General features: G+C 71.8%; 24 protein-coding genes. 3 read left to right on the top strand and 21 right to left on the bottom strand.

Features of this window, described 5'->3' with window-relative positions; all coding sequences use genetic code 11:
* Positions 1 to 56 precede the first annotated feature (56 nt).
* From OG432_RS26485 to OG432_RS26475, 3 genes are all read right to left on the bottom strand, one after another.
* On the bottom strand, positions 57 to 1,517 hold the full coding sequence (locus tag OG432_RS26485) for a glutamate synthase subunit beta (RefSeq protein ID WP_328313471.1): 1,461 nt from the start codon (positions 1,515 to 1,517) through the stop codon (positions 57 to 59).
* On the bottom strand, positions 1,510 to 6,075 hold the full coding sequence (gene gltB / locus OG432_RS26480; RefSeq protein WP_328313470.1) for a glutamate synthase large subunit: 4,566 nt from the start codon (positions 6,073 to 6,075) through the stop codon (positions 1,510 to 1,512). Before gltB ends, OG432_RS26485 begins: the two co-directional genes overlap by 8 nt.
* 391 nt (positions 6,076 to 6,466) lie before the next feature.
* Positions 6,467 to 7,198 (bottom strand): VIT1/CCC1 transporter family protein, encoded by a 732-nt coding sequence (locus OG432_RS26475; protein WP_328313469.1) that lies wholly within the window; start codon positions 7,196 to 7,198, stop codon positions 6,467 to 6,469.
* A 235-nt stretch (positions 7,199 to 7,433) separates the two neighbouring features.
* Here OG432_RS26475 and rbsK point away from each other — a divergent pair, with 235 nt between their 5' ends.
* Entirely contained in the window at positions 7,434 to 8,321 is an 888-nt protein-coding gene (rbsK, locus tag OG432_RS26470; RefSeq protein ID WP_328313468.1) for a ribokinase, read from the top strand.
* 202 nt (positions 8,322 to 8,523) lie between these two features.
* On the opposite strand, the gene lgt is transcribed toward rbsK, so the two are convergent.
* The 9 genes from lgt to OG432_RS26430 all read right to left on the bottom strand — a co-directional run bounded on the left by lgt (position 8,524) and on the right by OG432_RS26430 (position 15,539).
* On the bottom strand, positions 8,524 to 9,483 hold the full coding sequence (gene lgt / locus OG432_RS26465) for a prolipoprotein diacylglyceryl transferase (protein WP_328313467.1): 960 nt from the start codon (positions 9,481 to 9,483) through the stop codon (positions 8,524 to 8,526).
* Between the two features lie 80 nt (positions 9,484 to 9,563).
* Positions 9,564 to 10,391 carry a DsbA family protein gene (locus OG432_RS26460; RefSeq protein WP_328313466.1) on the bottom strand — a complete coding sequence of 276 codons (828 nt, stop codon included), beginning with the start codon at positions 10,389 to 10,391 and terminating at the stop codon, positions 9,564 to 9,566.
* Positions 10,392 to 10,475: 84 nt separating this feature from the next.
* On the bottom strand, positions 10,476 to 11,291 hold the full coding sequence (trpA, locus tag OG432_RS26455; protein ID WP_328313465.1) for a tryptophan synthase subunit alpha: 816 nt from the start codon (positions 11,289 to 11,291) through the stop codon (positions 10,476 to 10,478).
* Positions 11,288 to 12,577, bottom strand: coding sequence for a tryptophan synthase subunit beta (gene trpB, locus OG432_RS26450; RefSeq protein WP_328313464.1), 1,290 nt, complete (start codon positions 12,575 to 12,577; stop codon positions 11,288 to 11,290). The genes trpA and trpB overlap by 4 nt, the downstream gene beginning before the upstream one ends.
* 192 nt (positions 12,578 to 12,769) lie before the next feature.
* Positions 12,770 to 12,940 (bottom strand): tryptophan biosynthesis modulator TrpM, encoded by a 171-nt coding sequence (gene trpM, locus OG432_RS34970; RefSeq protein WP_443058463.1) that lies wholly within the window; start codon positions 12,938 to 12,940, stop codon positions 12,770 to 12,772.
* 4 nt (positions 12,941 to 12,944) lie between these two features.
* The gene (trpC, locus tag OG432_RS26445; RefSeq protein WP_328313463.1) at positions 12,945 to 13,754 is read right to left on the bottom strand and encodes an indole-3-glycerol phosphate synthase TrpC; all 810 of its coding nucleotides are present in this window, start codon (positions 13,752 to 13,754) and stop codon (positions 12,945 to 12,947) included.
* A 166-nt stretch (positions 13,755 to 13,920) separates the two neighbouring features.
* Positions 13,921 to 14,424, bottom strand: coding sequence for a DUF2752 domain-containing protein (locus tag OG432_RS26440; RefSeq protein WP_328313462.1), 504 nt, complete (start codon positions 14,422 to 14,424; stop codon positions 13,921 to 13,923).
* Positions 14,425 to 14,497: 73 nt separating this feature from the next.
* Positions 14,498 to 14,767: an HGxxPAAW family protein gene (locus tag OG432_RS26435; protein ID WP_328313461.1), complete on the bottom strand. Its 270-nt coding sequence runs from the start codon at positions 14,765 to 14,767 to the stop codon at positions 14,498 to 14,500.
* Positions 14,768 to 14,879: 112 nt separating this feature from the next.
* The gene (locus tag OG432_RS26430) at positions 14,880 to 15,539 is read right to left on the bottom strand and encodes a TIGR02234 family membrane protein (RefSeq protein ID WP_328313460.1); all 660 of its coding nucleotides are present in this window, start codon (positions 15,537 to 15,539) and stop codon (positions 14,880 to 14,882) included.
* A gap of 307 nt (positions 15,540 to 15,846) precedes the next feature.
* Between OG432_RS26430 and OG432_RS26425 the strand changes: the two genes are divergently transcribed.
* Complete coding sequence (locus OG432_RS26425; protein ID WP_328313459.1) at positions 15,847 to 17,067, top strand: S53 family peptidase; 1,221 nt, start codon at positions 15,847 to 15,849, stop codon at positions 17,065 to 17,067.
* Here OG432_RS26425 and OG432_RS26420 read toward each other — a convergent pair.
* Entirely contained in the window at positions 17,057 to 18,541 is a 1,485-nt protein-coding gene (locus OG432_RS26420; RefSeq protein WP_328313458.1) for an anthranilate synthase component I, read from the bottom strand. The two genes, OG432_RS26425 and OG432_RS26420, sit on opposite strands and share 11 nt — an antisense overlap.
* 9 nt (positions 18,542 to 18,550) lie before the next feature.
* Positions 18,551 to 18,901, bottom strand: coding sequence for a phosphoribosyl-AMP cyclohydrolase (hisI, locus tag OG432_RS26415; RefSeq protein WP_100574534.1), 351 nt, complete (start codon positions 18,899 to 18,901; stop codon positions 18,551 to 18,553).
* An 83-nt stretch (positions 18,902 to 18,984) separates the two neighbouring features.
* Here hisI and OG432_RS26410 point away from each other — a divergent pair, with 83 nt between their 5' ends.
* Positions 18,985 to 19,617 (top strand): TIGR03085 family metal-binding protein, encoded by a 633-nt coding sequence (locus OG432_RS26410; RefSeq protein WP_328313457.1) that lies wholly within the window; start codon positions 18,985 to 18,987, stop codon positions 19,615 to 19,617.
* A gap of 183 nt (positions 19,618 to 19,800) precedes the next feature.
* Here the strand turns inward: OG432_RS26410 and OG432_RS26405 are convergent, their stop codons facing one another.
* The 7 genes from OG432_RS26405 to OG432_RS26375 form a co-directional block, all read right to left on the bottom strand.
* Complete coding sequence (locus OG432_RS26405) at positions 19,801 to 21,042, bottom strand: MFS transporter (protein WP_328313456.1); 1,242 nt, start codon at positions 21,040 to 21,042, stop codon at positions 19,801 to 19,803.
* 18 nt (positions 21,043 to 21,060) lie between these two features.
* On the bottom strand, positions 21,061 to 21,648 hold the full coding sequence (locus OG432_RS26400) for an ArsR/SmtB family transcription factor (protein WP_328313455.1): 588 nt from the start codon (positions 21,646 to 21,648) through the stop codon (positions 21,061 to 21,063).
* Positions 21,649 to 21,792: 144 nt separating this feature from the next.
* Positions 21,793 to 22,548, bottom strand: a complete 756-nt coding sequence (hisF, locus tag OG432_RS26395) for an imidazole glycerol phosphate synthase subunit HisF (RefSeq protein WP_328313454.1) — start codon at positions 22,546 to 22,548, stop codon at positions 21,793 to 21,795.
* Complete coding sequence (locus OG432_RS26390; protein WP_443058605.1) at positions 22,545 to 22,958, bottom strand: Rid family hydrolase; 414 nt, start codon at positions 22,956 to 22,958, stop codon at positions 22,545 to 22,547. The genes hisF and OG432_RS26390 overlap by 4 nt, the downstream gene beginning before the upstream one ends.
* Positions 22,959 to 22,963: 5 nt before the next feature.
* Positions 22,964 to 23,692 carry a bifunctional 1-(5-phosphoribosyl)-5-((5-phosphoribosylamino)methylideneamino)imidazole-4-carboxamide isomerase/phosphoribosylanthranilate isomerase PriA gene (priA, locus tag OG432_RS26385; protein ID WP_328313453.1) on the bottom strand — a complete coding sequence of 243 codons (729 nt, stop codon included), beginning with the start codon at positions 23,690 to 23,692 and terminating at the stop codon, positions 22,964 to 22,966.
* Positions 23,692 to 24,336, bottom strand: a complete 645-nt coding sequence (gene hisH / locus OG432_RS26380) for an imidazole glycerol phosphate synthase subunit HisH (RefSeq protein WP_328313452.1) — start codon at positions 24,334 to 24,336, stop codon at positions 23,692 to 23,694. The genes priA and hisH overlap by 1 nt, the downstream gene beginning before the upstream one ends.
* 2 nt (positions 24,337 to 24,338) lie before the next feature.
* Positions 24,339 to 24,497: a hypothetical protein gene (locus tag OG432_RS26375; RefSeq protein ID WP_328313451.1), complete on the bottom strand. Its 159-nt coding sequence runs from the start codon at positions 24,495 to 24,497 to the stop codon at positions 24,339 to 24,341.
* Positions 24,498 to 24,499 lie beyond the last annotated feature (2 nt).

Genomic DNA, 24,499 nt, shown 5'->3' with positions numbered 1-24,499 from the left:
GACAGTGGGGCGGGCGCCGGTCAGTTCCGCACGTCGTTGTGCGGGACGATGAGGGGTCAGACCGTCAGGGCGCGGTCCGTGGGGCGGATCGGGGCGGGCAGGTCGCTCGCGCCGGTCAGGTAGCGGTCGACACCGCGGGCGGCGGAGCGGCCCTCGGCGATCGCCCAGACGATCAGGGACTGGCCGCGGCCCGCGTCACCGGCGACGAACACGCCGTCGACGTTGGTCGCGAAGTCCGCGTCACGGGCCACGTTACCGCGCTCGTCCAGGTCGAGGCCGAACTGCTGTACGAGACCGTTGGCCTGGTCGGTGCCGGTGAAGCCCATGGCGAGGGTGACCAGCTGCGCGGGGATCGCACGCTCCGTGCCGGGCTTCGGGGTCAGCTTGCCGTCGATGAACTCGACCTCGGTGAGATGCAGCGACTGGACGTTGCCGTCCTCGTCGCCCTCGAAGTGGGTGGTCGAGACGGAGTAGACCCGCTCGCCGCCCTCCTCGTGCGCGGAGGTCACCTTGTAGAGCATGGGGAACGTCGGCCAGGGCTGGCCCGGGTTCCGCTCGTCGCCCGGCCTCGGCATGATCTCCAGCTGGGTGACGGAGGCCGCGCCCTGGCGGTGGGCGGTGCCCACGCAGTCCGCGCCGGTGTCACCGCCGCCGATGACCACGACGTGCTTGCCCTCTGCGGTGATCGGCGGGGTGACGAAGTCGCCCTCCTGCACCTTGTTCGAGAGCGGCAGGTACTCCATCGCGAAGTGGATGCCGTTCAGCTCGCGGCCCGGGACCGGCAGGTCGCGCGAGACGGTGGCGCCGGCCGCGATGACGACCGCGTCGTAGCGCTTGCGCAGCTTGGCGGCGTCGATGTCGCGGCCGATCTCCACCTCGGTGCGGAACTTGGTGCCCTCCGCGCGCATCTGCTCGATGCGGCGGTTGATGTGCACCTTCTCCATCTTGAACTCGGGGATGCCGTAGCGCAGCAGGCCGCCGATGCGGTCGGCGCGCTCGTACACGGCGACCGTGTGGCCCGCGCGGGTCAGCTGCTGGGCGGCGGCGAGACCCGCCGGGCCGGAGCCGATGACCGCGACGGTCTTGCCGGACAGGCGCTCGGGCGCCTGCGGCCGGACGTCATTGCTGTCCCACGCCTTGTCGATGATGGAGACTTCGACGTTCTTGATGGTGACGGCGGGCTGGTTGATGCCGAGCACGCACGCCGACTCGCAGGGAGCCGGGCACAGCCGCCCGGTGAACTCCGGGAAGTTGTTGGTGGCGTGCAGACGCTCGGACGCGGCCTGCCAGTCCTCGCGGTAGGCGTAGTCGTTCCACTCGGGGATCAGGTTCCCGAGGGGACAGCCGTTGTGGCAGAACGGGATGCCGCAGTCCATGCAGCGCCCGGCCTGCTTGCTGATGATCGGCAGCAGCGAACCGGGAACGTAGACCTCGTTCCAGTCCTTGAGGCGCTCGCCCACCGGGCGGGTCGTGGCGACCTCGCGGCCGGTGGTCAGGAAGCCCTTGGGGTCAGCCATTGGTCGCCGCCTCCATCATCTTCTCGGTGGTCTCCTGCTCGGAGAGACCGGCGAGCTCAGCGGCGTCCTTGGCGGCGAGCACTGCCTTGTACGTGGTCGGGATGATCTTGCTGAAGCGGTCCACGTTCACGGACCAGTCGGCGAGCAGCTTCTCGGCGACCGTCGACGCGGTCTCCTCGAAGTGGCGGCGCACGACGTCGTGCAGCCACTGCTTGTCGGTGTCGCTCAGGGCCTCGATGGCGCCCAGGTTCCCGGAGTTGACGTTGTCCCGGTCGAGGTCGATCACGTACGCGATGCCGCCGGACATGCCGGCCGCGAAGTTGCGCCCCGTCTCGCCGAGGACGACCGCCTGGCCGCCGGTCATGTACTCGCAGCCGTGGTCGCCCACGCCCTCCGAGACGACGGTGGCACCCGAGTTGCGGACGCAGAAGCGCTCGCCGGTGCGGCCGCGCAGGAACAGCTCGCCGCCGGTCGCGCCGTACGCGATCGTGTTGCCCGCGATCGTCGAGTACTCGGCGAGGTGGTCGGCGCCCCGGTCCGGGCGGACGATGACGCGGCCGCCGGAGAGGCCCTTGCCGACGTAGTCGTTGGCGTCGCCCTCCAGGCGCAGCGTCACGCCGCTGGGCAGGAAGGCACCGAAGGACTGGCCGGCCGAGCCGGTGAAGGTGATGTCGATGGTGTCGTCGGGCAGGCCCGCACCGCCGAACTTCTTCGTCACCTCGTGGCCGAGCATGGTGCCCACGGTCCGGTTGATGTTGCGGATCGCGATCTGCGCGCGGACCGGCTGGGCCGCCTCGGGGGTCTCGGCTTCGAGGGCGTCGGCGGCGAGCTTGATGAGCTCCTTGTCGAGCGCCTTCTCCAGGCCGTGGTCCTGCTCGGTCACCGCGTGGCGCACGGCGCCCTCGGGCAGCTCGGGCACGTAGAACAGCGGCGCGAGGTCGAGGCCCTGGGCCTTCCAGTGGGTCACGGCCCGGTCGGTGTCGAGGAGTTCGGCGTGGCCGACGGCCTCCTCGATGGTGCGGAAACCGAGCTCGGCGAGGATCTCGCGGACCTCTTCGGCGATGAACTCGAAGAAGTTCACGACGAATTCGGGCTTGCCCGAGAAGCGGTCGCGCAGCACCGGGTTCTGGGTGGCGATGCCGACCGGGCAGGTGTCCAGGTGGCAGACGCGCATCATGACGCAGCCGGAGACGACGAGCGGCGCGGTCGCGAAACCGAACTCCTCGGCGCCGAGCAGCGCGGCGATGATCACGTCACGGCCGGTCTTGAGCTGACCGTCGGTCTGCACCACGATGCGGTCGCGCAGGCCGTTGAGCAGCAGGGTCTGCTGGGTCTCGGCGAGGCCGAGCTCCCAGGGGCCGCCCGCGTGCTTGAGCGAGGTCAGCGGGGAAGCGCCCGTTCCGCCGTCGTGGCCGGAGATGAGGACGACGTCCGCGTGCGCCTTGGAGACACCCGCCGCCACCGTCCCGACGCCGACCTCGGACACGAGCTTCACGTGGATGCGCGCGGCCGGGTTGGCGTTCTTGAGGTCGTGGATCAGCTGAGCCAGGTCCTCGATGGAGTAGATGTCGTGGTGCGGCGGCGGCGAGATGAGGCCGACGCCCGGGGTGGAGTGCCGGGTCTTGGCGACCCACGGGTAGACCTTGTGGCCGGGCAGCTGACCGCCCTCGCCGGGCTTGGCGCCCTGCGCCATCTTGATCTGGATGTCGTCCGCGTTGACCAGGTACTCGCTGGTCACACCGAAGCGGCCGGAGGCGACCTGCTTGATGGAGGAGCGGCGCGCCGGGTCGTACAGGCGGTCGGCGTCCTCGCCGCCCTCACCGGTGTTGGACTTGCCGCCCAGCTGGTTCATGGCGATGGCGAGCGTCTCGTGCGCCTCGCGCGAGATGGAGCCGTACGACATGGCGCCGGTGGAGAAGCGCTTGACGATCTCGGAGACCGGCTCGACCTCGTCGATGGAGATCGGCTCGCGCCCGGAGTCGAAGCCGAACAGGCCGCGCAGCGTCATGAGGCGCTCGGACTGCTCGTTCACGCGGTCCGTGTACTGCTTGAAGATGTCGTAGCGCTTGTTGCGGGTGGCGTGCTGGAGGCGGAAGACCGTCTCGGGGTCGAACAGGTGCGGCTCGCCCTCGCGACGCCACTGGTACTCGCCGCCGATCTCCAGGGCGCGGTGCGCCGAGGGGACGCCGGAGGCCGGGTAGGCCTTGGCGTGCCGGGCGGCGACCTCCTTGGCGACGACGTCGAGGCCGGCGCCGCCGATCTTGGTGGCGGTGCCGATGAAGTACTTCTGGACGAAGGCCTCTTCGAGCCCGACGGCCTCGAAGACCTGGGCGCCGCGGTAGGAGGCGACCGTCGAGATGCCCATCTTGGACATGACCTTCAGGACGCCCTTGCCGAGCGCGTAGATCAGGTTGCGGATGGCCTGCTCGGGCTCCAGGCCCTCGATGAAGGTGCCGGCCCGCACGAGGTCCTCGACGGACTCCATCGCGAGGTACGGGTTGACGGCCGCGGCGCCGTACCCGATGAGCAGCGCGACGTGGTGCACCTCGCGGACGTCACCGGCCTCGACGAGCAGGCCCACCTGGGTGCGCTGCTTGGTACGGATGAGGTGGTGGTGGACGGCCGCGGTGAGCAGCAGCGACGGGATCGGCGCGTGCTCGGCGTCGGAGTGCCGGTCGGACAGGACGATCAGGCGGGCGCCGCCCTCGATCGCCGCGTCCGTCTCGTTGCAGATGGCCTCGATGCGGGCGGCGAGCGCGTCGCCGCCGCCGGAGACCCGGTACAGACCGGAGAGCGTGGCGGCCTTCATGCCCGGCATGTCGCCGTCGGCGTTGATGTGTATCAGCTTCGCCAGCTCATCGTTGTCGATGACCGGGAAGGGCAGCGTGACGCTGCGGCACGAGGCCGCGGTGGGCTCAAGGAGGTTGCCCTGCGGGCCGAGCGTGGAGCGCAGGCTGGTGACCAGCTCTTCGCGGATCGCGTCCAGCGGCGGGTTGGTGACCTGCGCGAACAGCTGGGTGAAGTAGTCGAACAGCAGCCGGGGGCGCGCGGAGAGCGCGGCGATCGGCGAGTCGGTGCCCATCGAGCCGAGCGGCTCGCCGGCGGTGCGGGCCATCGGCGCGAGGATGACGCGGAGCTCTTCCTCGGTGTAGCCGAAGGTCTGCTGGCGGCGGGTGACCGAGGCGTGGGTGTGCACGATGTGCTCACGCTCGGGCAGGTCCTCCAGCTCGATCTCGCCGGCTTCCAGCCACTCCTGGTACGGGTTCTCGGTCGCGAGGGACGCCTTGATCTCGTCGTCCTCGATGATGCGGTGCTCGGCGGTGTCGACGAGGAACATCCTGCCGGGCTGGAGGCGGCCCTTGCGGACGACCTTCGCGGGGTCGATGTCGAGGACGCCGACCTCGGATGACAGGACGACGAGGCCGTCGTCGGTCACCCAGTAGCGGCCCGGACGCAGACCGTTGCGGTCGAGGACCGCGCCGACCTGGACGCCGTCGGTGAAGGTGATGCAGGCCGGGCCGTCCCAGGGCTCCATCATCGTGGCGTGGAACTGGTAGAAGGCGCGGCGAGCCGGGTCCATCGACTCGTGGTTCTCCCAGGCCTCGGGGACCATCATCAGGACCGAGTGCGGCAGCGAGCGTCCGCCGAGGTGGAGGAGTTCGAGCACCTCGTCGAAGGACGCGGAGTCGGAGGCGTCCGGCGTACAGACGGGGAAGATGCGGTCGATCTTGCCGGCGCCGGAGTTGAACAGGTTGGACGCGAGCTGGGACTCGCGGGCCACCATCCAGTTGCGGTTGCCCTTGACCGTGTTGATCTCACCGTTGTGCGCGACGAAGCGGTACGGGTGGGCCAGCGGCCAGCTCGGGAACGTGTTGGTGGAGAACCGCGAGTGCACGAGGGCCACGGCGGTGGCGCAGCGGCGGTCGGAGAGGTCCGGGAAGAACGGCTCCAGCTGGCCGGTGGTCAGCATGCCCTTGTAGACGATGGTCCGGGCGGAGAGCGACGGGAAGTAGACACCGGCCTCCCGCTCGGCGCGCTTGCGCAGCACGAAGGCCTTGCGGTCGAGCGCGACCCCGGCCGAGCTGCCGTCACTCACGAACAGCTGGCGGAAGGCGGGCATGGTGGCGCGGGCGCCGTTGCCGAGGAGTGCGGGGGTGACGGGGACCTCACGCCATCCCAGGACGGTGAGTCCTTCTTCCCCGGCGATCGCCTCGATCGCCGAGACGGCCTCGTCGGTCTCCTCCAGCGGCAGGAAGGCGATGCCGACGGCGTAGGAGCCGGCCTCGGGCAGCTCGAAGTCCGTGACCTCGCGCAGGAACGCGTCGGGGACCTGGAACAGGATGCCGGCGCCGTCTCCGGAGTCGGGCTCGGAGCCGGTGGCACCGCGGTGTTCCAGATTGCGCAGTACGGTCAGCGCCTGCTCGACCAGCTCATGGCTGGCAACACCGGTGAGGGTGGCCACGAACCCGACGCCACAGGCGTCGTGCTCGTTACGGGGGTCGTACATCCCCTGCTGGGCGGGGCGACCGTCCATGGGCGACCAGGCGTCGGAACGCATCGGCTCTCCCGTCGTCGTCGTGGCATGTTCAAAGCCGAGGGACGACGTTGGCCCTCTGCAAAATTTCGTGCAGGTTACATGATGGAACGTATCTCGGGAACCGGATAGTTCATTCCAGCATGCGGACACCCGGGGTGCGAGCTTCCTTGCTCACGGGGGCGCACAGGAGTGCGGTTATGGGTGTGTACGGCCTATGCCCGGCGACAAAAGATTCGAAACCGCCGAGTAACGATTAGTTATGTGGCTTCCTGCATACTCCCGCCATTCTACGGCCCGGGGCCCGCAACGCGGCAGGACGAATGTCACACGGGGCGGAGCCGATCGGCTCCGCCCCGTGCGGTGGTCCTGATGTCGCGGCACGCGGCGCGCGGCGTCGGCGTGCAGCGGCCCGTCAGCCGATGGCGGCACCGAAGAGGTGCCCGAGCCCGAAGGTGAGGGCGGCCGCGACGCCACCGAGGACCAGCTGGCGCGCACCGCTGAACCACCACGAGCGGGCGGTCACCCGCGCGACCACCGCGCCGCACCCGAAGAGACCGATCAGCGCGAGCAGCACCGCCGGCCACAGCGCGCTCGCGCCGAGCAGATACGGCAGCAGCGGCAGCAGCGCGCCGAGCGCGAAGGAGGCGAACGAGGACACGGCGGCCACGGTGGGCGAGGGCAGGTCCGAGGGGTCGATGCCGAGCTCTTCGCGGGCGTGTATCTCCAGCGCCTGCTCGGGGTCCTGCGACAGCTGCCGGGCGACCTCGCGGGCCAGCTCCGGCTCGACACCGCGCGACATGTACAGCTCGGCGAGCTCCCGCTCCTCGTCGGCCGGGTGCTTGCGCAACTCCCGCCGCTCGACGTCGAGTTCGGCCTCCACGAGCTCGCGCTGCGAGGCCACCGAGGTGTACTCGCCGGCCGCCATCGAGAAGGCGCCGGCCGCCAGGCCCGCGAGCCCGGTGATGACGATGGTCTGGTGCGAGACGGCGCCGCCCGCGACACCCGTCATGAGCGCGAGGTTGGAGACGAGCCCGTCCATCGCACCGAACACGGCCGGGCGCAGCCAGCCACCGTTGACATCGCGGTGGGTGTGGTTGTCGCGGTGCGCCTCGTGCAGCGTGGCGTCGGTATCAATGATGGACACAGCTATCCCCTTGCGTTCAGCCGCGGGCACCAGCACGTCCCGCGCCCCCTCAACACCCTCGAAACTACGCTCGACGTAAGGGCCGCGCCAGCAAGCAAGGCCTTACTCAGTAAGGGTGCGCTCAGTAAGGAAGGCCTGGCTGCGGAGGGTGCGGATGCCCTTTCGGGGGTCCCGCACGAACGCGCCGGGCCGCGTACGGTCACACAACCGGCCGCCCTCGGGAGACAATCCCGGCATGACCCGGATCACCGTGCTCGGCAGCACCAACATGGACCTCGTCGCCTACGTCACGACCGCGCCCCGCAGCGGCGAGACCGTCACCGGCCACGAGTTCCGCACCGTTCCCGGCGGCAAGGGCGCCAACCAGGCGGTCGCCGCCGCTCGGGCCGGCGCGGAGGTCGCGATGATCGGGGCGGTCGGCACGGACGCGTTCGGCGACCGGCTGCGCAGCACGCTGGAACACGCGGGCATCGACATCGACCTGCTGCGCACCACCGAGGGCCCCTCGGGCACCGCGCACATCGTGGTGGACGGCGACGGCGGCAACGCGATCGTCGTGATCCCCGGCGCCAACGGTTCGGTCACCTCGCTCAGCCACGCCGACCGGGCGCTGATCGCCGAGGCACAGTCGCTCCTGCTCCAGCTGGAACTGCCGATGAGCGCGGTCCTCGAAGGCGCCGAAGCGGCCCGGCGCAACGGCGTCCGCACGATCCTGACCCCGGCCCCGGCCCAGCCCCTGCCGGCCGAACTCCTCGCCGTCACCGACCTGTTGGTGCCCAACGAGCACGAAGCGGCGACCCTCACCGGTATCTCGGGCGACCCCGAGCGGGCCGCGGCGGCGCTCCTCGCGCAGGTGCCCGAGGTCGTGATCACGCTCGGCGCTCGGGGCTGTCTCTACGCGTCCCGCGCTCAGCGGGAGCCGGTCGCGGTTCTTGCCCCGCCGGTCACCGCGGTGGACACCACCGGCGCGGGCGACACCTTCGTGGGCGCCCTCGCGGTGGCCCTCGCCGAGGGCCGCCCGATGACCGAGGCGCTGGCCTGGGCGTCCGGCGCGGCCGCGCTGTCGGTCCAGCGGCCGGGGGCGGCCACGTCGATGCCGTACCGGGCGGAGATCGACGGATAGCCGTCCGGCGGGCGGCAGTGGTCCGGGGCCGGCCGAGGTGGTCGCGGTGCCCGGGGCCGGCCGAGGTGGTCGCGGTGCCCGGGGCCGGCCGAGGTGGTCGCGGTGCCCGGGGCCGGCCGAGGTGGTCGCGGTGCCCGGGGCCGCGGGAGCTCGGCCCCCTCGGCCCCTGCCCTCGTTGCTCAAACGCCTCAGGGCCTGATGATCAGGCCTGCTTCGGCTCCGGTTCCGAGGCGACCGGCTCCGCGACCACCGACTCCGCCTTGGGCTCGTCCGTCGGCGCGGCGGGGTCGTCCGAGGACTCCCCCGTGTGGGAGGACTTGTCCAGGGACACCGGCTGGTCGTCGTCCTCGGCGCCCGGCTCGACGATCTCCTCGCGGCCGGGGCTCAGCTTCGCCGAGATCACGATGTAGGCGACGGCGAGCAGGAAGACACCGCCGGCCGTCCAGTCGTTCAGACGCAGGCCGAGGATGTGGTGGGCCTCGTCGACCCGCATGTACTCGATCCAGAACCGGCCCACGCAGTACGTGGCGACGTACAGCGCGAACGCCCGGCCGTGGCCCAGCTTGAAGCGGCGGTCGGCCCAGATGATCAGGAAGCCGGCGCCGACGCACCACAGGGACTCGTACAGGAACGTGGGGTGGTAGGTGCCGGCGATCCGGTTCGGGCCCTCGCTGATCTTCAGCGCCCAGGGCACGTCGGTGGGGCGGCCGTACAGCTCCTGGTTGAACCAGTTGCCCCAGCGGCCGATGGCCTGGGCGAAGGCGAGACCGGGGGCCAGCGCGTCGGCCCATGCCGGCAGCGGGATGCCCCGGCGGCGGCAGCCGATCCAGGCGCCGACCGCGCCGAGCGCGACCGCGCCCCAGATGCCGAGGCCGCCCTCCCAGATCTTGAAGGCGTTGACCCAGTCCTCACCGTCGCTGAAGTACAGCTGGTAGTCGGTGATGACGTGGTAGAGCCGGCCGCCGACGAGGCCGAAGGGCACCGCCCACACGGCGATGTCGGCGACGGTGCCGGAGCGGCCGCCGCGCGCGACCCACCGCTTGTTGCCGTACCAGACGGCGACGAAGACACCGATGATGATGCAGAAGGCGTAGCCGCGCAGCGGGATCGGCCCGAGGTGGAGCACCCCGGTCGACGGGCTGGGGATGAAGGCAAGTTCCATGGCAGGGTCGACGCTACCGTGCCGGGCGGGCGCTGCGGCAACCCGCCCGGCAACTTATGAGTAACGAGAGGCCCCGGATCTCAGGACGCGGGCGCGGTCTTCTTGCCCGCGGGCTTGCCCTTGTTGGCCTGGGCGACCCACTTCTTCAGATTGGCCGGGGTGATCTGCTCGCTGCCCTTCATCGGGAAGACGGACACACCGTTGAGCTGCACGGTGGGTGTTCCGTTGAACTTGCCCGCCTGGAACGCCTCGTTGGACTTCACGACCCAGCTGTCGTGCGTGCCGTTCTCGACGCAGGAACGGAAGGCGGGGGTGTCGAGGCCCGGGACCTTCTTCGCGAGGCCGAGGAGCTTGTTGTTGTCCGCGTACGCGTCGTCCGTCTCGTCGGGCTGGTTGGTGTAGAGGACGTCGTGGTACGCGGTGAACTTCCCCGCGTCCTGCGCGCAGGCCGCCGCGTTGGCCGCGTGGAGCGAGCCGGCGCCCCGGGTCTTGTCGTCGATGAGGGTGGCCAGGTGGTACTGCACCCGGATCTGGCCGCTGTTCTCCAGCTCGTGGATGGTGGACCTGAAGCCGTTCTCGAACATGGCGCAGGCCGGGCAGCGGAAGTCCTCCCACACCGTGAGGGTGGACGGGGCGTCGGCCGCGCCCACCGGGATGGCGAGGCCGTCCTTCTCGTCGGCCCCGGTGGGGGCCACCACCGGGCCGCTGGTGCTGGTGCTCTTGGCGCTGCCGCTGCCGCCCGCGTTGGCGGCGATCACGCCGACCACCGCGGCCAGGGCGAGCACACCCACCACGGCGCCCGCCACGATCAGCTGCCGGCGGCGCCGCTCGCCCGCCTTGTGCTGTTCGCGTTCCTTGATGAGCCGGTCGCGCGCGGCCCTTTTCGCATCGGGGTTCTTGTCACTCACACCCGCAGCAACGAACCGGGGAGGCACGCTCGTGCCTCCCCGGTCCGACTTCCACCCGTACGGGTGAGCTGTGCGATGAGCGCGCTAGTGCGCCCGGCGAACGCCTTCGGCGAGCTCGGCCGCCAGTTCCCGTACGGCGACGAGACCCGCCGCGTGGTCGGGGGCGTCCAGCATGCGCTTGACGAAGGCCGAGCCCACGATCACGCCGTCGGAGAAGGCCGCGACCTCCTTGGCCTGGACCGCGTTCGAGACGCCGAGGCCCACACAGACCGGCAGGTCGGTGGTGGCGCGGGTGCGGCCCACCAGGTCCTCGGCCGACGCGCCCACCGACTCCCGGGTGCCCGTGACACCCATCAGGGAGGCCGCGTACACGAAACCGGAGCCGGCCGCCGTGATCGTGGCGAGGCGGGCGTCCTTGCTGCTGGGGGCGACGACGAAGACGGTGCCGAGACCGTGCTTCTCGGCGTGCTCGCGCCACACGCCCGACTCCTCGACCGGCAGGTCGGGCAGGATGCAGCCCGCGCCGCCCGCCTCGGCGAGTTCGGCGGTGAAGCGCTCCACGCCGTAGCGGTCGACGGGATTCCAGTACGTCATGACCAGGACCGGCTTGCCCGTGGCGGCGTGGGCCTCGCGGACCGTGCGCAGCACGTCGGCGATCTTCACGCCGCCCTTGAGGGCGATGTCGTCGGCGGTCTGGATGACCGGGCCGTCCAGGACCGGGTCGCTGTGCGGCAGGCCCACCTCGACGATGTCGGCGCCGCCCTCGAAGACCGCCTTGACCGCTTCGATGCCGCCGTCGACGGTCGGGAAGCCGGCCGGCAGGTAGGCGATGAGCGCGGCCCGGTCCTCGGCCTTCGCCGTGGCCAGGGTGTCGTCCAGCAGGGTCACGTTGCCGCTCACTTGGCGTCTCCCTCGATCTCGGCGAGGCCCGCGGCGTCGGCGGCCACCTCGGCGTCGGTGCCGTACAGGCCGAAGTAGCGTGCGGCCGTGTCCATGTCCTTGTCGCCACGGCCGGACAGGTTGATCAGGATCAGTCCGTCCTTGCCGAGCTCCTTGCCGACGTCGAGCGCGCCCGCGAGCGCGTGCGCCGACTCGATCGCCGGGATGATGCCCTCCGTGCGCGACAGCAGGCGCAGGGCCTGCATCGCCGCGTCGTCGGTGACCGCGCGGTACTCGCCGCGCCCGATGTCCTTGAGGTAGGAGTGCTCGGGGCCGATGCCCGGGTAGTCGAGGCCGGCCGAGATCGAGTAGGGCTCGGTGATCTGGCCCTCCTCGTCCTGGAGTACGTAGCTGCGCGAGCCGTGCAGGATGCCGGGCTCGCCCACGGTCAGGGTCGCCGCGTGCTCACCGGTCTCCACGCCGTGGCCGGCGGGCTCGCAGCCGATGAGGCGTACGGAGGCGTCCGGGATGAAGGCGTGGAAGAGGCCGATGGCGTTGGAGCCTCCGCCCACGCAGGCCACCGCCGCGTCGGGCAGGCGGCCGGCGCGCTGGAGGATCTGGCGGCGGGCCTCGACGCCGATCACGCGGTGGAAGTCGCGGACCATCGCGGGGAAGGGGTGCGGGCCCGCGACCGTGCCGAAGAGGTAGTGGGTGCGGTCGACGTTGGCGACCCAGTCGCGGAACGCCTCGTTGATGGCGTCCTTGAGGGTGCGGCTGCCGGAGGCGACGGGGACGACCTCGGCGCCGAGCATCCGCATCCGGGCGACGTTGAGCGCCTGGCGCTGGGTGTCGATCTCGCCCATGTAGATGGTGCATTCGAGGCCGAACAGGGCGCAGGCGGTGGCCGTGGCGACGCCGTGCTGGCCCGCTCCGGTCTCGGCGATGACGCGGGTCTTGCCCATGCGCTTGGTGAGCAGCGCCTGGCCGAGCACGTTGTTGATCTTGTGCGAGCCGGTGTGGTTGAGGTCCTCGCGCTTGAGGAACACCCGGGCGCCGCCCGCGTGTTCGGCGAACCGGGGCACCTCGGTGAGGGCGCTCGGCCGGCCGGTGTAGTTGACCATGAGCTCGTTGAGCTCGGCCGCGAAGGCGGGGTCGTTCTTGGCCTTGTCGTACTCGACGGCGACCTCGTCGACCGCGGCGACCAGCGCCTCGGGGATGAATTTACCGCCGTACGCGCCGAAGTAGCCCTTGGCGCTGGGCACTTGGCCGTCGGGGTCGGGTACGAAGAACTCGTTCTCGTTGGACATGCGGATACCTCGCGGGGGCGTCGCAGCCCCGGTCCTGGGTCGGCTTGGGATGTGGATGTGCCCAGGCGCCGCAGGTGTGGAGGCAGGTGCGCGACGACGGACCGTGTCCGGTCCGGTCGCGCCCGCGCCGGACCCTGCGTCGGGTCCGGTCGCGCCCGCGCGACACCGTCGCACGGGGTTCGGCCTCGCGCCCTAGGAGGCGCTCACACGGGCGGCGCTCGGGCCGCCGCGCCATCGCATGCCGTTGACCTGGCCGGGCTCCGAGCCGATCACGTACCGCACGCGCCGCCCGTGCACCCGGCGCGCCGGAGCGCGGCAGCCGCGGGGGCGGCAGCCGGGTGCGAGACGGGCGGCAATGGCCATGGGGTCAGTTCCGCCCGTGGCGCAGCGCGGGGTGGGCGCCGGCCGCGACGAGGTCGGCGACGGCCGCGCGCGGGTCCTTGCCGGTGACCAGGGACTCGCCGACGAGCACCGCGTCGGCGCCCGCGTTGGCGTACGCGATGAGGTCGTGCGGGCCGCGGACGCCGGACTCGGCGATCTTGACGATGTGGTTCGGGATCTCCGGGGCGACCCGGTCGAAGGTCGTGCGGTCGACCTTGAGGTCCTTGAGGTTGCGCGCGTTGACGCCGATGATCTTGGCGCCGGCGTCGACGGCCCGCTCGACCTCGTCCTCGTCGTGCACCTCGACCAGCGGGGTGAGTCCGATCGACTCGGCGCGCTCGATCAGCGACACCAGGGCCGGCTGGTCGAGGGCGGCCACGATGAGCAGCGCGAGGTCGGCGCCGTGCGCCCTGGCCTCCCACAGCTGGTAGGCCGTGACGATGAAGTCCTTGCGCAGGATCGGGATGTCGACCTTGGCGCGCACGGCCTCCAGATCGGCGAGCGAGCCGCCGAAGCGGCGCTCCTCGGTCAGGACGGAGATGACGGACGCGCCGCCGGCCTCGTAGTCGGCGGCGAGCGCGGCCGGGTCCGCGATGGCGGCCAGCGCGCCCTTGGAGGGGCTGGAGCGCTTGACCTCGCAGATGACCTTCACGCCGTCGCCGCGCAGGGCCGCGACCCCGTCACGGGCCGGGGGCGCCTTGTCGGCGCGCTCCTTCAGCTCGTCGAGGCTGACACGCGCCTGCCGCTCTGCGAGGTCGGCGCGGACGCCTTCGATGATCTCGTCGAGCACACTCACGCGAGCGGCCCCCTTCCGGGACGGTGATGTCGGTCAGGACGAGGATGACCGTACGGAACGGTCACGGTCAGCCATGTCGATGGTATCCGTACCGGGGCCAACGGATCACATCCGGTTGACTCCCGTCCCATCACGTGGGACGCCACCTGCGGTTTCCTCGCGAAGGTCATGGCGCGAGGAACGAGCCGAACGGAAGATTCCGCGCCACCGAGAAGATCAGCACGACGGATCCGACGATCCACCACTGGCGGTCGCTCACCGCGATCCGCAGGGGCAGCCCGCGGGCCGAGCGCATCGCCCACAGGACCCAGCACACGGCGAAGACCAGATAGCCGGCGACGGCGAGCGCGTTGGCGCCCACGGCGGCGGCGAAGTGCCCGGTGACGAAGTCGTGCGCACTGCGCAGCCCGCCGCACCCCGGGCAGTAGACGCCGGTGAGGGCGAACAGGGGGCAGACCGGGTAGTGGCCGGGGTGGTTCGGGTCGACCAGACCCACGTACGCGAAGGCCGAGGCCACCGCGCCGAGCGTGCCGAGCGGCACCAGGAGCCGCCGGACGGGCGAGCCGGCCGTATCGGCCGGGTGCGCCGGGGCCGGGCCGGAGCCGGGGTGCGCCGGGGCCGGGCCTGGGCGTGCCGGGGCCGGGCCTGGGTTCGACTGGGCTGCGTCCACTCGGCGATTGTCCCCGTTCACGTCGACAGGCGCAGCCCGGTCGGGCTGCGCCTGTCGCACGGTGGTTCCGGGCTCAGCCGGCCTGGGCTTCGAGGCGGGCGCGGACCTTGGCGGCGGCGTCCTCGCGCATGCGCTGGACCTCCGGCGTGTCCTTCGGGGTGCCGAGGCCCGCGATCTTCATGATGCCGCCGACGACCGCGGCGATGCCGAGAAGCGCGATGCCGGCCCAGAAGCCCGCCGGGTTGGCGGCCACTATGAAGACGCAGGTCACGCAGAATCCGATGAAGGCAATGATGACACCGGTCCATGCTGCCGGGGTGTGGCCGTGGCCGCTCTTCGCCATGGGGGTTGCTCCTCGTAGGTGTTGCACGTGTTGTGGTCGGCGCTGCCGCTGTCGTCGGACCCGACGCTCGCTGCCATTGTCCCGCACCGCGAAGGGTGGGTGAGTGCGGGGGTCAGCTCTCGCGCGTGGGGTCCTCGCCGCGGTCGAGCGCCTTCCAGAGTTCCTCGGGGCGCTCGGGGTCGGGCGCGGTGCGCGCCTTGCGCGGACGGGGGGCGCCGTCGCGCTCGTAGCGGCCGCCCATCGCGGGCCAGGCCTTGCCGAAACGGAGGGCGAGCAGCCCGGCGAGCAGCAGCAGGACGCCGCCCGCGACCGCGACGTAGGGCCAGCCGGTGTGGGTGAGCGAGCCGACGGTGGCCGCTGCGTCGCCGCTTGCCTTGGCCGCCTTCTCGTCGAGGGCCGTGCTGTCGCCGACGCCCAGCCAGGCGGTCGCCGCGGCTCCCGCGCCGCTGAGCGTGAGCAGCGCGGCGACCAGGATCCGGCCCGCGCCGCGCACCGCGAAGACCGCGACGAGGGCCGCGAGCCCGACGATCGCGAGGGCGGAGGGCACGCCGGTGATGTCGCCGCCGGACGCCTTCAGGGGCAGCGCGCCGCCGCCGACGGCCGCGTTGCCGTGAGCCCAGGTCTGGCCGGAGGCCATGAGGACGACGGCGGCGCCGACCGCGCCGGCGAACAGTGCGGCGGCCAGGCTGCGGCGGCCGCCGCCGCCGCGAGCGGACGGCGCGGCTGCTTCGGCACGGGGCTGGGGTACGGATGCGGCACTCACGTACTCCACTATCGCCTGCGCGCGGCACGGCGTGTCACCCGGGGGCCCGCAGCCCTGCCGCGCCGAGCGGTGCGCGGGAACCAAGAACGGGCAAGCGGCCGGCCATCGAACGGTTATCGCATTCCCCCGAACCGCCCGGGAACTGTCCCCGAACGGCCCTCGAAGGCAAAGCGGCGATAGAGATTCCGGCGCGCTCCTTGTTGGCATGGCCCAGTCAGCCTAGGTTCGCCGCCGGTCGGGTCGCGCACCACGCGGAACGGCCGGCACCGCGCACACCGCACGACTCCTGGTACACCCACATCACGGAGGCAGTAAGTTGCGCAGAACCCTCTCCCCCACCGCCCTGGCCGCCACGCTGGCCGCGGCAGCGCTCGCCCTGGCAACTCCCCTCGCCCAGGCGGCCACCGGTCCCTCCACCGCGGCGCACGTCACCACCGTCCGCTCCTGCGCGGCCCCGACACGCGTCGACGTCATGGCCTGCAAGGCACTGAAGGTGACCGGCGGCACGGTCGCCTCGGCGCACACCGAGCGCTCGCTGACCGGCGCGGCGGCGCCGTCCGGCCTCGGGCCCTCCTCGCTCCAGTCCGCGTACAAGTTGCCGTCGTCGACGGCCGGTTCGGGCCGTACGGTGGCGATCGTCGACGCGTACGACGACCCCAACGCGGCGGCCGACCTCGCCAAGTACCGCTCCCAGTACGGGCTTCCGGCCTGCACCGTGGCCAACGGCTGCTTCAAGAAGGTCGGTCAGACCGGCACGTCGACGCTGCCGGGCGCGGACGCCGGCTGGGCCGAAGAGATATCCCTCGACCTCGACATGGTCAGCGCGGCCTGCCCCAACTGCAAGATCCTGCTCGTCGAGGCCAAGTCGGCGTCGATGGCGAACCTCGGCACGGCCGTCAACACGGCGGTCTCGCTCGGCGCGAAGTACGTCTCCAACAGCTACGGCGGCGGCGAGTCGTCCTCCGACACGTCCTACGACAGCCAGTACTTCAACCACCCGGGCGTCGCCATCACCGTGAGCTCCGGTGACGGCGGATACGGCACCGAGTACCCGGCCGCCTCCCGCTACGTCACCGCCGTCGGCGGCACCTCGCTCAAGACGGCCTCGAACAGCCGGGGTTGGACCGAGAGCGTGTGGAGCGGCGCCGGATCCGGCTGCTCCGCGTACGACGCGAAGCCGAGCTGGCAGAAGGACACCGGCTGCTCGAAGCGGACCGTCGCGGACGTCTCGGCGGTCGCCGACCCGGCCACGGGTGTCGCGGTGTACGACACCTACGGCGGCGACCCGGGCTGGGAGGTGTTCGGCGGCACCAGCGCGTCCTCGCCGCTGATCGCCGCGGTGTACGCGCTGGCGGGCGTCCCGTCCTCGGGCTCCACCCCGGCCTCGTTCCCGTACGCCCACACCGGCTCGCTCAACGACGTGACGAGCGGCTCGAACGGCAGCTGCTCGCCGGCCTACCTGTGCAAGGGAGGCAGCGGCTACGACGGCCCGTCGGGGCTCGGCACCCCGAACGGAACCGCCGCGTTCACCGGCTGAGCCGGTTGGCCGTGTTGACGGCGCGCAGGACGGCGGCCGCCTTGTTGCGGCACTCGTCGTCCTCCGCGACCGGGTCGGAGTCGGCGACCACGCCGGCTCCGGCCTGCACGTACGCGGTGCCGTCCCGCAGCAGCGCGGTACGGATCGCGATCGCGGTGTCGGAGTCCCCGGCGAAGTCGAGGTAGCCGACACAGCCGCCGTAGAGCCCGCGGCGGCTGGGCTCCAGCTCCTCGATGATCTGCATCGCGCGGGGCTTGGGGGCGCCGGAGAGCGTGCCGGCCGGGAAGCAGGCCGTCAGGACGTCGAAGGCGGTGCGTCCCTCGGCGACCGTGCCGGTCACGGTCGACACGATGTGCATCACATGGGAGTACCGCTCGATCGACATGAAGTCCACGACCTCCACCGAGCCGGGCTCGCAGACCCGGCCCAGGTCGTTGCGGCCGAGGTCGACGAGCATGAGGTGCTCGGCGCGCTCCTTGGGATCGGCGAGCAGCTCGTCGGCGAGCGCCTGGTCGTGCTGCGGGGTGGCGCCGCGCGGCCGGGTCCCGGCGATCGGGTGCAGCATCGCCCGGCCGTCCTCGACCTTGACGAGGGCCTCGGGGCTGGAGCCGACGACGTCGAAGCCGTCGAAGCGGAACAGGTACATGTACGGCGACGGGTTGGTGGCCCGCAGCACCCGGTAGACGTCCAACGCGCTTGCGTTGCAAGAGGTTTCGAAGCGCTGCGAGGGAACCACCTGGAAGGCCTCGCCGGCCCGGATGCGCTCCTTGATGTCCTCGACGGCGCCCTGGTAGTCCGGGCCGCCCCACAGCGCGGTGTATTCGGGGAGCTCCGACGCGGGCAGCGCGACCGGCGCGTACTCGGCGGGCTTCGCGAGGTCGGCCTCCATCGCGTCGAGCCGGGCCACGGCGTCCTCGTACGCCTCGTCCACACCGGTGTCGAGGTCGTTGTGGTTGATCGCGTTGGCGATCAGGAGGACCGAGCCGTCCCCGTGGTCGAGCACCGCGAGGTCCGAGGTGAGCAGCATGGTCAGCTCGGGCAGCTTCAGGTCGTCGCCGCCGTGCTCGCCGATCTTCTCCAGGCGCCGCACGATGTCGTAGCCGAGGTAGCCGACCATGCCGCCGGTGAAGGGCGGCATTCCCGCGACCAGGTCGCGCGGGGTGTGCAGCGCCTCGACGGTGGCCTTCAGGGCCGCCAGAGGATCACCCGAAGTGGGGACGCCGACGGGCGGCGTGCCGAGCCAGTGGGCCTCGCCGTCGCGCACGGTGAGGGTCGCGGCGGAGCGCACGCCGACGAAGGAGTACCGCGACCAGGTGCGGCCGTTCTCCGCGGATTCGAGCAGGAAGGTGCCGGGCCGCTCGGCGGCGAGCTTGCGGTAGAGGCCGACCGGGGTGTCGCCGTCGGCGAGCAGGCGCCGGTGGACCGGGATGACGCGGCGGTCGACGGCGAGCTTGCGGAAGGTGTCGAGGTCCATGACTGCTTGCTACTTCCCGAGGTCGAGTACGTCGGCGTCGAAACAGGTGCGGTCCCCGGTGTGGCAGGCCGCGCCCACCTGGTCGACCTTGACCAGGACGGTGTCCGCGTCGCAGTCCAGGGCGACCGACTTGACGTGCTGGACGTGCCCGGAGGTGTCGCCCTTGACCCAGTACTCCTGACGGCTGCGCGACCAGTACGTGCAGCGGCCGGTGGTCAGGGTGCGGTGCAGGGCCTCGTCGTCCATCCAGCCGAGCATGAGCACCTCACCGGTGTCGTACTGCTGGGCGATGGCCGGGACCAGACCATCCGCGCCGCGCTTGAGGCGGGCGGCGATGGCGGGGTCGAGATTGCTGGTCATACCCCCATTCTGCCGTGGCCCGCGGGGCGGCCGGGCGGTGCGTCCACTGTCCGGACGACCCCGGCCGCCGTACGCTGGCAGACATGTCGACCCATGCCAAGCGTGAACGGCTTCTGCTCGCCGACCTGTTGGAAGCGGCGGGCCCCGAGGCTCCGACCCTGTGCGAGGGCTGGACGGCCCGGGAACTCGCGGCCCATGTCGTGGTGCGCGAACGGCGCCTCGACGCGGCGGGCGGGATCCTGATCGGCGCGCTCAGGAATCGCCTCGACCGGGTGCAGGCGGAGTTCGCCGGCAAGCCGTTCGAGGAACTGATCCAGCTGATCCGCACCGGCCCGCCGAAGTTCTCGCCGTACAGCCTCAAGCAGATCGACGAGGGTGCCAACGCGGTGGAGTTCTACGTCCACGCCGAGGACGTCCGCCGGGCCCAGGCCGACTGGACGCCCCGCGAGCTCGACCCGGTGTTCGCGGACGCGCTGTGGGCCCGTCTGGAGAAGGCGGCCCGTGTGATGGGCCGCAAGGCCCCGGTGGGCATCGTGCTGCGCCGCCCGGACGGGCAGACGGCGGTGGCGCACAAGGGCACCCCGGTGGTGACGGTGACCGGCGAGCCGGGCGAGCTGATGCTCTTCGCGTACGGGCGCCAGGACGCCGCCCGCGTCGAGATCGAGGGCGAGAAGGAAGCGGCGACGCGGGCGATCGAGGCGAAGCTCGGGATCTGAGGGCGGGGGCGGCCCGGCGGGGGGGGATCCGCTCGGGGACCGGCCGGCGCCCGTCCGGCTCTGCTCTGCTCTGCTCTGCTCTGCCCTGCTCGGCTCGGCTCGGCTCGGCTCGGCTCGGCTCGGCTCGGCTCGGCTCGGCTCGGCTCGGCTCGGCTCACGGTGCGGCGGTCGCCCGCACGGGGCTCAGTGCGGGAGTTCCGCGCGGCGCAGACGGCCCGAGGCCAGGCCGATCACCGCACCCGTCGCGCACACACCCGCACCGGCCAGGAAGACCGGCGTGGTGCCCCAGACGCCGATCGCGGCGCCCGCGACCGGGTAGCCGAGCGGCGCGATGCCCAGGGTGAACAGGGAGGCCACGGCGGTGACCCGGCCCAGATAGGCCGGCGCCGTGGCGGTCTGCATCAGCGCCCCGCACAGGGCGCCGCTCAGCCCGGCGAGCAGGCCCATGAAGACCCCGGCGACGGCGGCGAGGGCGACCGAGGGGGCGTACGCGAGGCCGGCGATGGCCATGGTGGCGCCGAGCAGGGACACCGGCAGGACGAGCCCGGCGCGCGGGATGCGGCCCCGCACCGAGAGCAGCAGCGAGGCGGCCCCCGCGCCCGCACCGAACGCCGCGACGATCCAGCCCATGCCGGACGCGCCCCAGGCCCGCTCCTTCGCGAGCAGCGTGAGGCCGATGTTGAGCGGCGCCGCGAACCCCAGCTCGCCGATGGCGAGGACCAGCATCAGCGGGGCGAGCAGCCGGTGTCCGCGGATGTAGCGCAGGCCGTCGGAGAGGTCGCGCAGCGGAGATTCCTTCGTCTGCCGCCCGTCGCCGTCGAGCCCGGCGATGCGGACCCGGACGAGCAGCAGGGTCGACACGGCGAACAGGCCGCCGGCCACGGCGAACGTGGCCGCGGTGCCGCCGAGGGCCACGGCGAGCCCGCCGAGCGGGGCCCCGGCCACGCCGGCGACCCGCGTAGCGAGCCCCTTGAGGCCCTGCACCCGGGCGAGTTCGCCGGGTCCTGTGATCCTGGGCGGCAGCGCTCCGAGCGCGGGCAGGAGCACCGCGTCCACGGCGCCGAAGACCAGGGCGATCACGATCAGGAGCCAGAGGTGCGGCCCGGAGAGCAGCAGGGCCGCGGCCATGCCCAGGATGATCACGCTGCGGGCGGCGTCGCTGCCGATGACGACGAGGCGGGGCCCGAACCGGTCGGCGATCACTCCGCCGCCCAGCATGAGCAGCGCCCTCGGCACGGCGCCGACCGCGAGCACGAGCCCGGCCTGCCCCGCGCTCCCGGAACGCGCCGCGGCCCAGGCGAGCGCCATGTAGTAGACGCTGTCGCCGACGAGCGAGGAGGTGTACGCGGCGAGCCAGCGCAGGACGTTGCCGTCGCGGTGGGCCGGGCGGGCGGTCGCGGGCGGTATGAGGGTGGTGACGGACATGGCGGACCTCTCGGAGACTCAGACGCGGAACGGGAAGCCGTACAGGTGGACCGAGACGTTTTCGCGGCCCTCGATGTCGTCGTTCGCCGTCGCGGTGTCGCCGCGCTCCTTGAACTTCTTGAGCACGGCGTCCAACTCCCCCTCCAGCTCGGTCAGTTCGGCCGAGGTCAGCCGGAGCGGGTACTCGCTGCTGAAGGACGCGCCCGTCCACTCGGCGCCCCAGGCGGCCATCTCGTCGAGGTAGGCGCGGTAGAGGTCCATACGCTGTTCCACGAGGAGGCGGGTGACGGAGGTGTGGGCCGCCACCTTCTCGGGGGCGTCCGTGAAATCCTCGTGCCGGTAGCTGATGCCTTCCGACGCCGGCTGCCACCACCGCTCCCGCCCGTCCGTGCCCGGCGACTCGGCCGCTTCGATCAGGCCGTGGTCGGCGAGCTTGCGCAGGTGGTAGCTGACGAGGGACACCGCCTCGTCGACCTGGTCGGCGAGCTGGGACGCGGTGGCGGAGCGGGCGATGTAGAGCGCGCGGTAGAGCTTCATGCGCAGGGGGTGGCCGAACGCCTTGAGCGTGTCGACGTCGGTGATCCTGCGATTGCCCCGGGCTGCCATGCCGTCGAGACTAGATAGGAAAATAAAGTTGCGCAATATTTGTTGCGCAAATAAAGCTGCGTATCCCCTTCCCCGGCGCGCCACCGCCGTACGCGCGGGAGCCCGGCGCGCAGTGCTGCGTGCCGGGCTCCGGGGCGGGCGTGGTCAGCGGACCGGGTGGCCCGCCTTCGCCAGCGCCTGCTTGACCTCCGCGATGCGCAGGTCGCCGAAGTGGAAGACCGACGCGGCCAGGACCGCGTCCGCGCCCGCCTCGATCGCCGGCGGGAAGTGGTCCAGGCGGCCGGCGCCGCCGGAGGCGATGACCGGGACGGTGACGTGGCGGCGGACCGCCGCGATCATCTCGGTGTCGTAGCCGTCCTTGGTGCCGTCCGCGTCCATCGAGTTGAGCAGGATCTCCCCCGCACCCAACTCCGCGGCCCGGTGGGCCCATTCGACCGCGTCGATGCCCGTGCCCGTGCGGCCGCCGTGCGTCGTCACCTCGAAGGAGCCGGACGCGGTGCGCCGGGCGTCGACCGAGAGGACCAGGACCTGGCGGCCGAAGCGCTCGGCGATCTCGCGGATCAGGTCGGGGCGGGCGATCGCGGCCGTGTTCACGCCCACCTTGTCCGCGCCCGCCCGCAGCAGCTTGTCGACGTCGTCGGCGCTGCGCACGCCGCCGCCGACGGTGAGCGGGATGAAGACCTGCTCGGCCGTGCGCCGCACCACGTCGTAGGTGGTCTCGCGGTTGCCGGAGGAGGCCGTGATGTCGAGGAAGGTCAGCTCGTCGGCGCCCTCGGCGTCGTACAGCTTGGCCATCTCGACCGGGTCGCCGGCATCACGCAGGTTCTGGAAGTTGACGCCCTTGACGACCCGGCCGTTGTCCACGTCCAGGCAGGGGATCACGCGTACCGCGAGGGTCATGCCTGTGCCGCCGTCCGCCGGTACGCCTCTACCTCGACCTCGACCACCAGGCTCGGGTCGACGAAGCCGGACACGATCACCATCGTGGTGGCGGGGCGCACGTCGTCGAAGAGTTCCTTGTGGGCGCGGCCCACGTCGTCGACGTCTCGGGCATGGGTGATGTACACACGGGTGCGCACCACGTCCTGCCGGCCGAGCCCCACGGACTCCAGCGACTTGATGGCAACGCCGAACGCGGTGACGGCCTGCTGGTAGGGGCCCGAATCGTCGATGCGGCCGGTGACCGTCGACGTGCAGCCGCCGACCAGGACGAGGCCGCCCGGCAGCTCCACGACCCGCGAGGAGCCGAAGCGCTCGTCGAACGCGGAGCCGGAGGAGGTCCTGCGGATCTCGCCGCCCATGCCGCTCATGTCACTCATGCCGCCACCGCCTTGAGCGCCTCTTCCAGCGTGAAGGCCTTCGCGTACAGGGCCTTGCCGACGATCGCGCCCTCGACACCGAGCGGGACCAGCTCGGAGATCGCGCGCAGGTCGTCCAGGGAGGAGACTCCGCCGGACGCCACCACCGGCTTGTCCGTGGCGGCGCAGACGTTCCTCAGGAGCTCCAGGTTGGGGCCGGTCAGCGTGCCGTCCTTGGCGATGTCGGTGACGACGTACCGCGCGCAGCCCTCGGAGTCCAGGCGGGCCAGGGTCTCGTACAGGTCGCCGCCGTCGCGGGTCCAGCCGCGGCCGCGCAGCGTGGTGCCGCGCACGTCGAGGCCGACCGCGATCTTGTCGCCGTACTGGGCGATGACCTTGGCGACCCATTCCGGGGTCTCCAGGGCGGCGGTGCCGAGATTGACGCGGGTGCAGCCGGTGGCGAGGGCCGCCTCCAGGGTGGCGTCGTCGCGGATGCCGCCGGACAGCTCGACCTTGATGTCCATGGCGCCCGCGACCTCGGCGATCAGCGCGCGGTTGTCGCCGGTGCCGAACGCCGCGTCCAGGTCGACCAGGTGCAGCCACTCGGCGCCCGAGCGCTGCCAGGCGAGGGCCGCCTGGAGGGGCGAGCCGTAGGAGGTCTCGGAGCCGGACTCGCCGTGGACGAGCCGTACGGCCTGGCCGTCGCGGACGTCGACGGCGGGAAGGAGTTCGAGCGGGGCAGCCATCACAGGGTTCCGATCCAGTTGGTGAGCAGCTGGGCTCCGGCGTCGCCGGACTTCTCGGGGTGGAACTGGGTGGCCCACAGGGCACCGTTCTCCACCGCGGCCACGAACGGCTCGCCGTGGGTGGCCCAACTGACCCTGGGGGCGCGGATCTTGGGGTTGGTCACTTCGAGGCTCCAGTCGCGCACGGCGTAGGAGTGGACGAAGTAGAAGCGGGCCTCGTCGTCCAGGCCGGCGAACAGTTCACTGTCCTCGGGCGCCTTCACCGTGTTCCAGCCCATGTGCGGCACGACCGGCGCGTTCAGCGGCTCGACCACGCCGGGCCACTCGTCCAGACCCTCGGTCTCCACGCCGTGCTCGATGCCGCGCTCGAAGAGGATCTGCATGCCGACGCAGATGCCCATGACCGGGCGGCCGCCGGAGAGCCGGCGGCCCACGATCCAGTCGCCGCGGGCGTCGCGCAGGCCCTTCATGCAGGCGGAGAAGGCGCCGACACCGGGCACGAGCAGCCCGTCGGCGTTCATGGCCCGGTCGTAGTCGCGGGTGATCTCCACGTCCGCACCGACGTGGGCCAGGGCCCGCTCCGCGGAGCGGACGTTGCCGAATCCGTAGTCGAAGACGACGACCTTCTTGGCGGGTGCGCTCATGATCAGAAGTCCACTCGCAGGATGCCGGCGGCCAGGCACATCACGGCACCGATGGACAGGAGCACGATCAGGCTCTTCGGCATCCCCTGCTTGACGAAGGAGATGATTCCGCCGATCAGGAAGAGGCCGAGCACGATCAGGATGGTGTTGAGGCCGTTCATGC

Origin of the sequence: Streptomyces sp. NBC_00442, assembly GCF_036014195.1 — a bacterium.
GTDB lineage: Bacteria > Actinomycetota > Actinomycetes > Streptomycetales > Streptomycetaceae > Streptomyces.
This window is presented reverse-complemented; position numbering and strand designations above follow the sequence as displayed.

Coding starts and splice junctions, on each gene's coding strand:
- OG432_RS26485 (WP_328313471.1), bottom strand. CDS start 1,517: ATGGCTGACCCCAAGGGCTTCCTGACCACCGGCCGCGAGGTCGCCACG.
- gltB (WP_328313470.1), bottom strand. CDS start 6,075: ATGCGTTCCGACGCCTGGTCGCCCATGGACGGTCGCCCCGCCCAGCAG.
- rbsK (WP_328313468.1), top strand. CDS start 7,434: ATGACCCGGATCACCGTGCTCGGCAGCACCAACATGGACCTCGTCGCC.
- lgt (WP_328313467.1), bottom strand. CDS start 9,483: ATGGAACTTGCCTTCATCCCCAGCCCGTCGACCGGGGTGCTCCACCTC.
- trpB (WP_328313464.1), bottom strand. CDS start 12,577: ATGTCCAACGAGAACGAGTTCTTCGTACCCGACCCCGACGGCCAAGTG.
- trpM (WP_443058463.1), bottom strand. CDS start 12,940: ATGGCCATTGCCGCCCGTCTCGCACCCGGCTGCCGCCCCCGCGGCTGC.
- OG432_RS26435 (WP_328313461.1), bottom strand. CDS start 14,767: ATGGCGAAGAGCGGCCACGGCCACACCCCGGCAGCATGGACCGGTGTC.
- OG432_RS26420 (WP_328313458.1), bottom strand. CDS start 18,541: ATGGACCTCGACACCTTCCGCAAGCTCGCCGTCGACCGCCGCGTCATC.
- hisI (WP_100574534.1), bottom strand. CDS start 18,901: ATGACCAGCAATCTCGACCCCGCCATCGCCGCCCGCCTCAAGCGCGGC.
- OG432_RS26410 (WP_328313457.1), top strand. CDS start 18,985: ATGTCGACCCATGCCAAGCGTGAACGGCTTCTGCTCGCCGACCTGTTG.
- OG432_RS26405 (WP_328313456.1), bottom strand. CDS start 21,042: ATGTCCGTCACCACCCTCATACCGCCCGCGACCGCCCGCCCGGCCCAC.
- OG432_RS26400 (WP_328313455.1), bottom strand. CDS start 21,648: ATGGCAGCCCGGGGCAATCGCAGGATCACCGACGTCGACACGCTCAAG.
- hisF (WP_328313454.1), bottom strand. CDS start 22,548: ATGACCCTCGCGGTACGCGTGATCCCCTGCCTGGACGTGGACAACGGC.
- OG432_RS26390 (WP_443058605.1), bottom strand. CDS start 22,958: ATGAGCGGCATGGGCGGCGAGATCCGCAGGACCTCCTCCGGCTCCGCG.
- priA (WP_328313453.1), bottom strand. CDS start 23,692: ATGGCTGCCCCGCTCGAACTCCTTCCCGCCGTCGACGTCCGCGACGGC.
- hisH (WP_328313452.1), bottom strand. CDS start 24,336: ATGAGCGCACCCGCCAAGAAGGTCGTCGTCTTCGACTACGGATTCGGC.
- OG432_RS26375 (WP_328313451.1), bottom strand. CDS start 24,497: ATGAACGGCCTCAACACCATCCTGATCGTGCTCGGCCTCTTCCTGATC.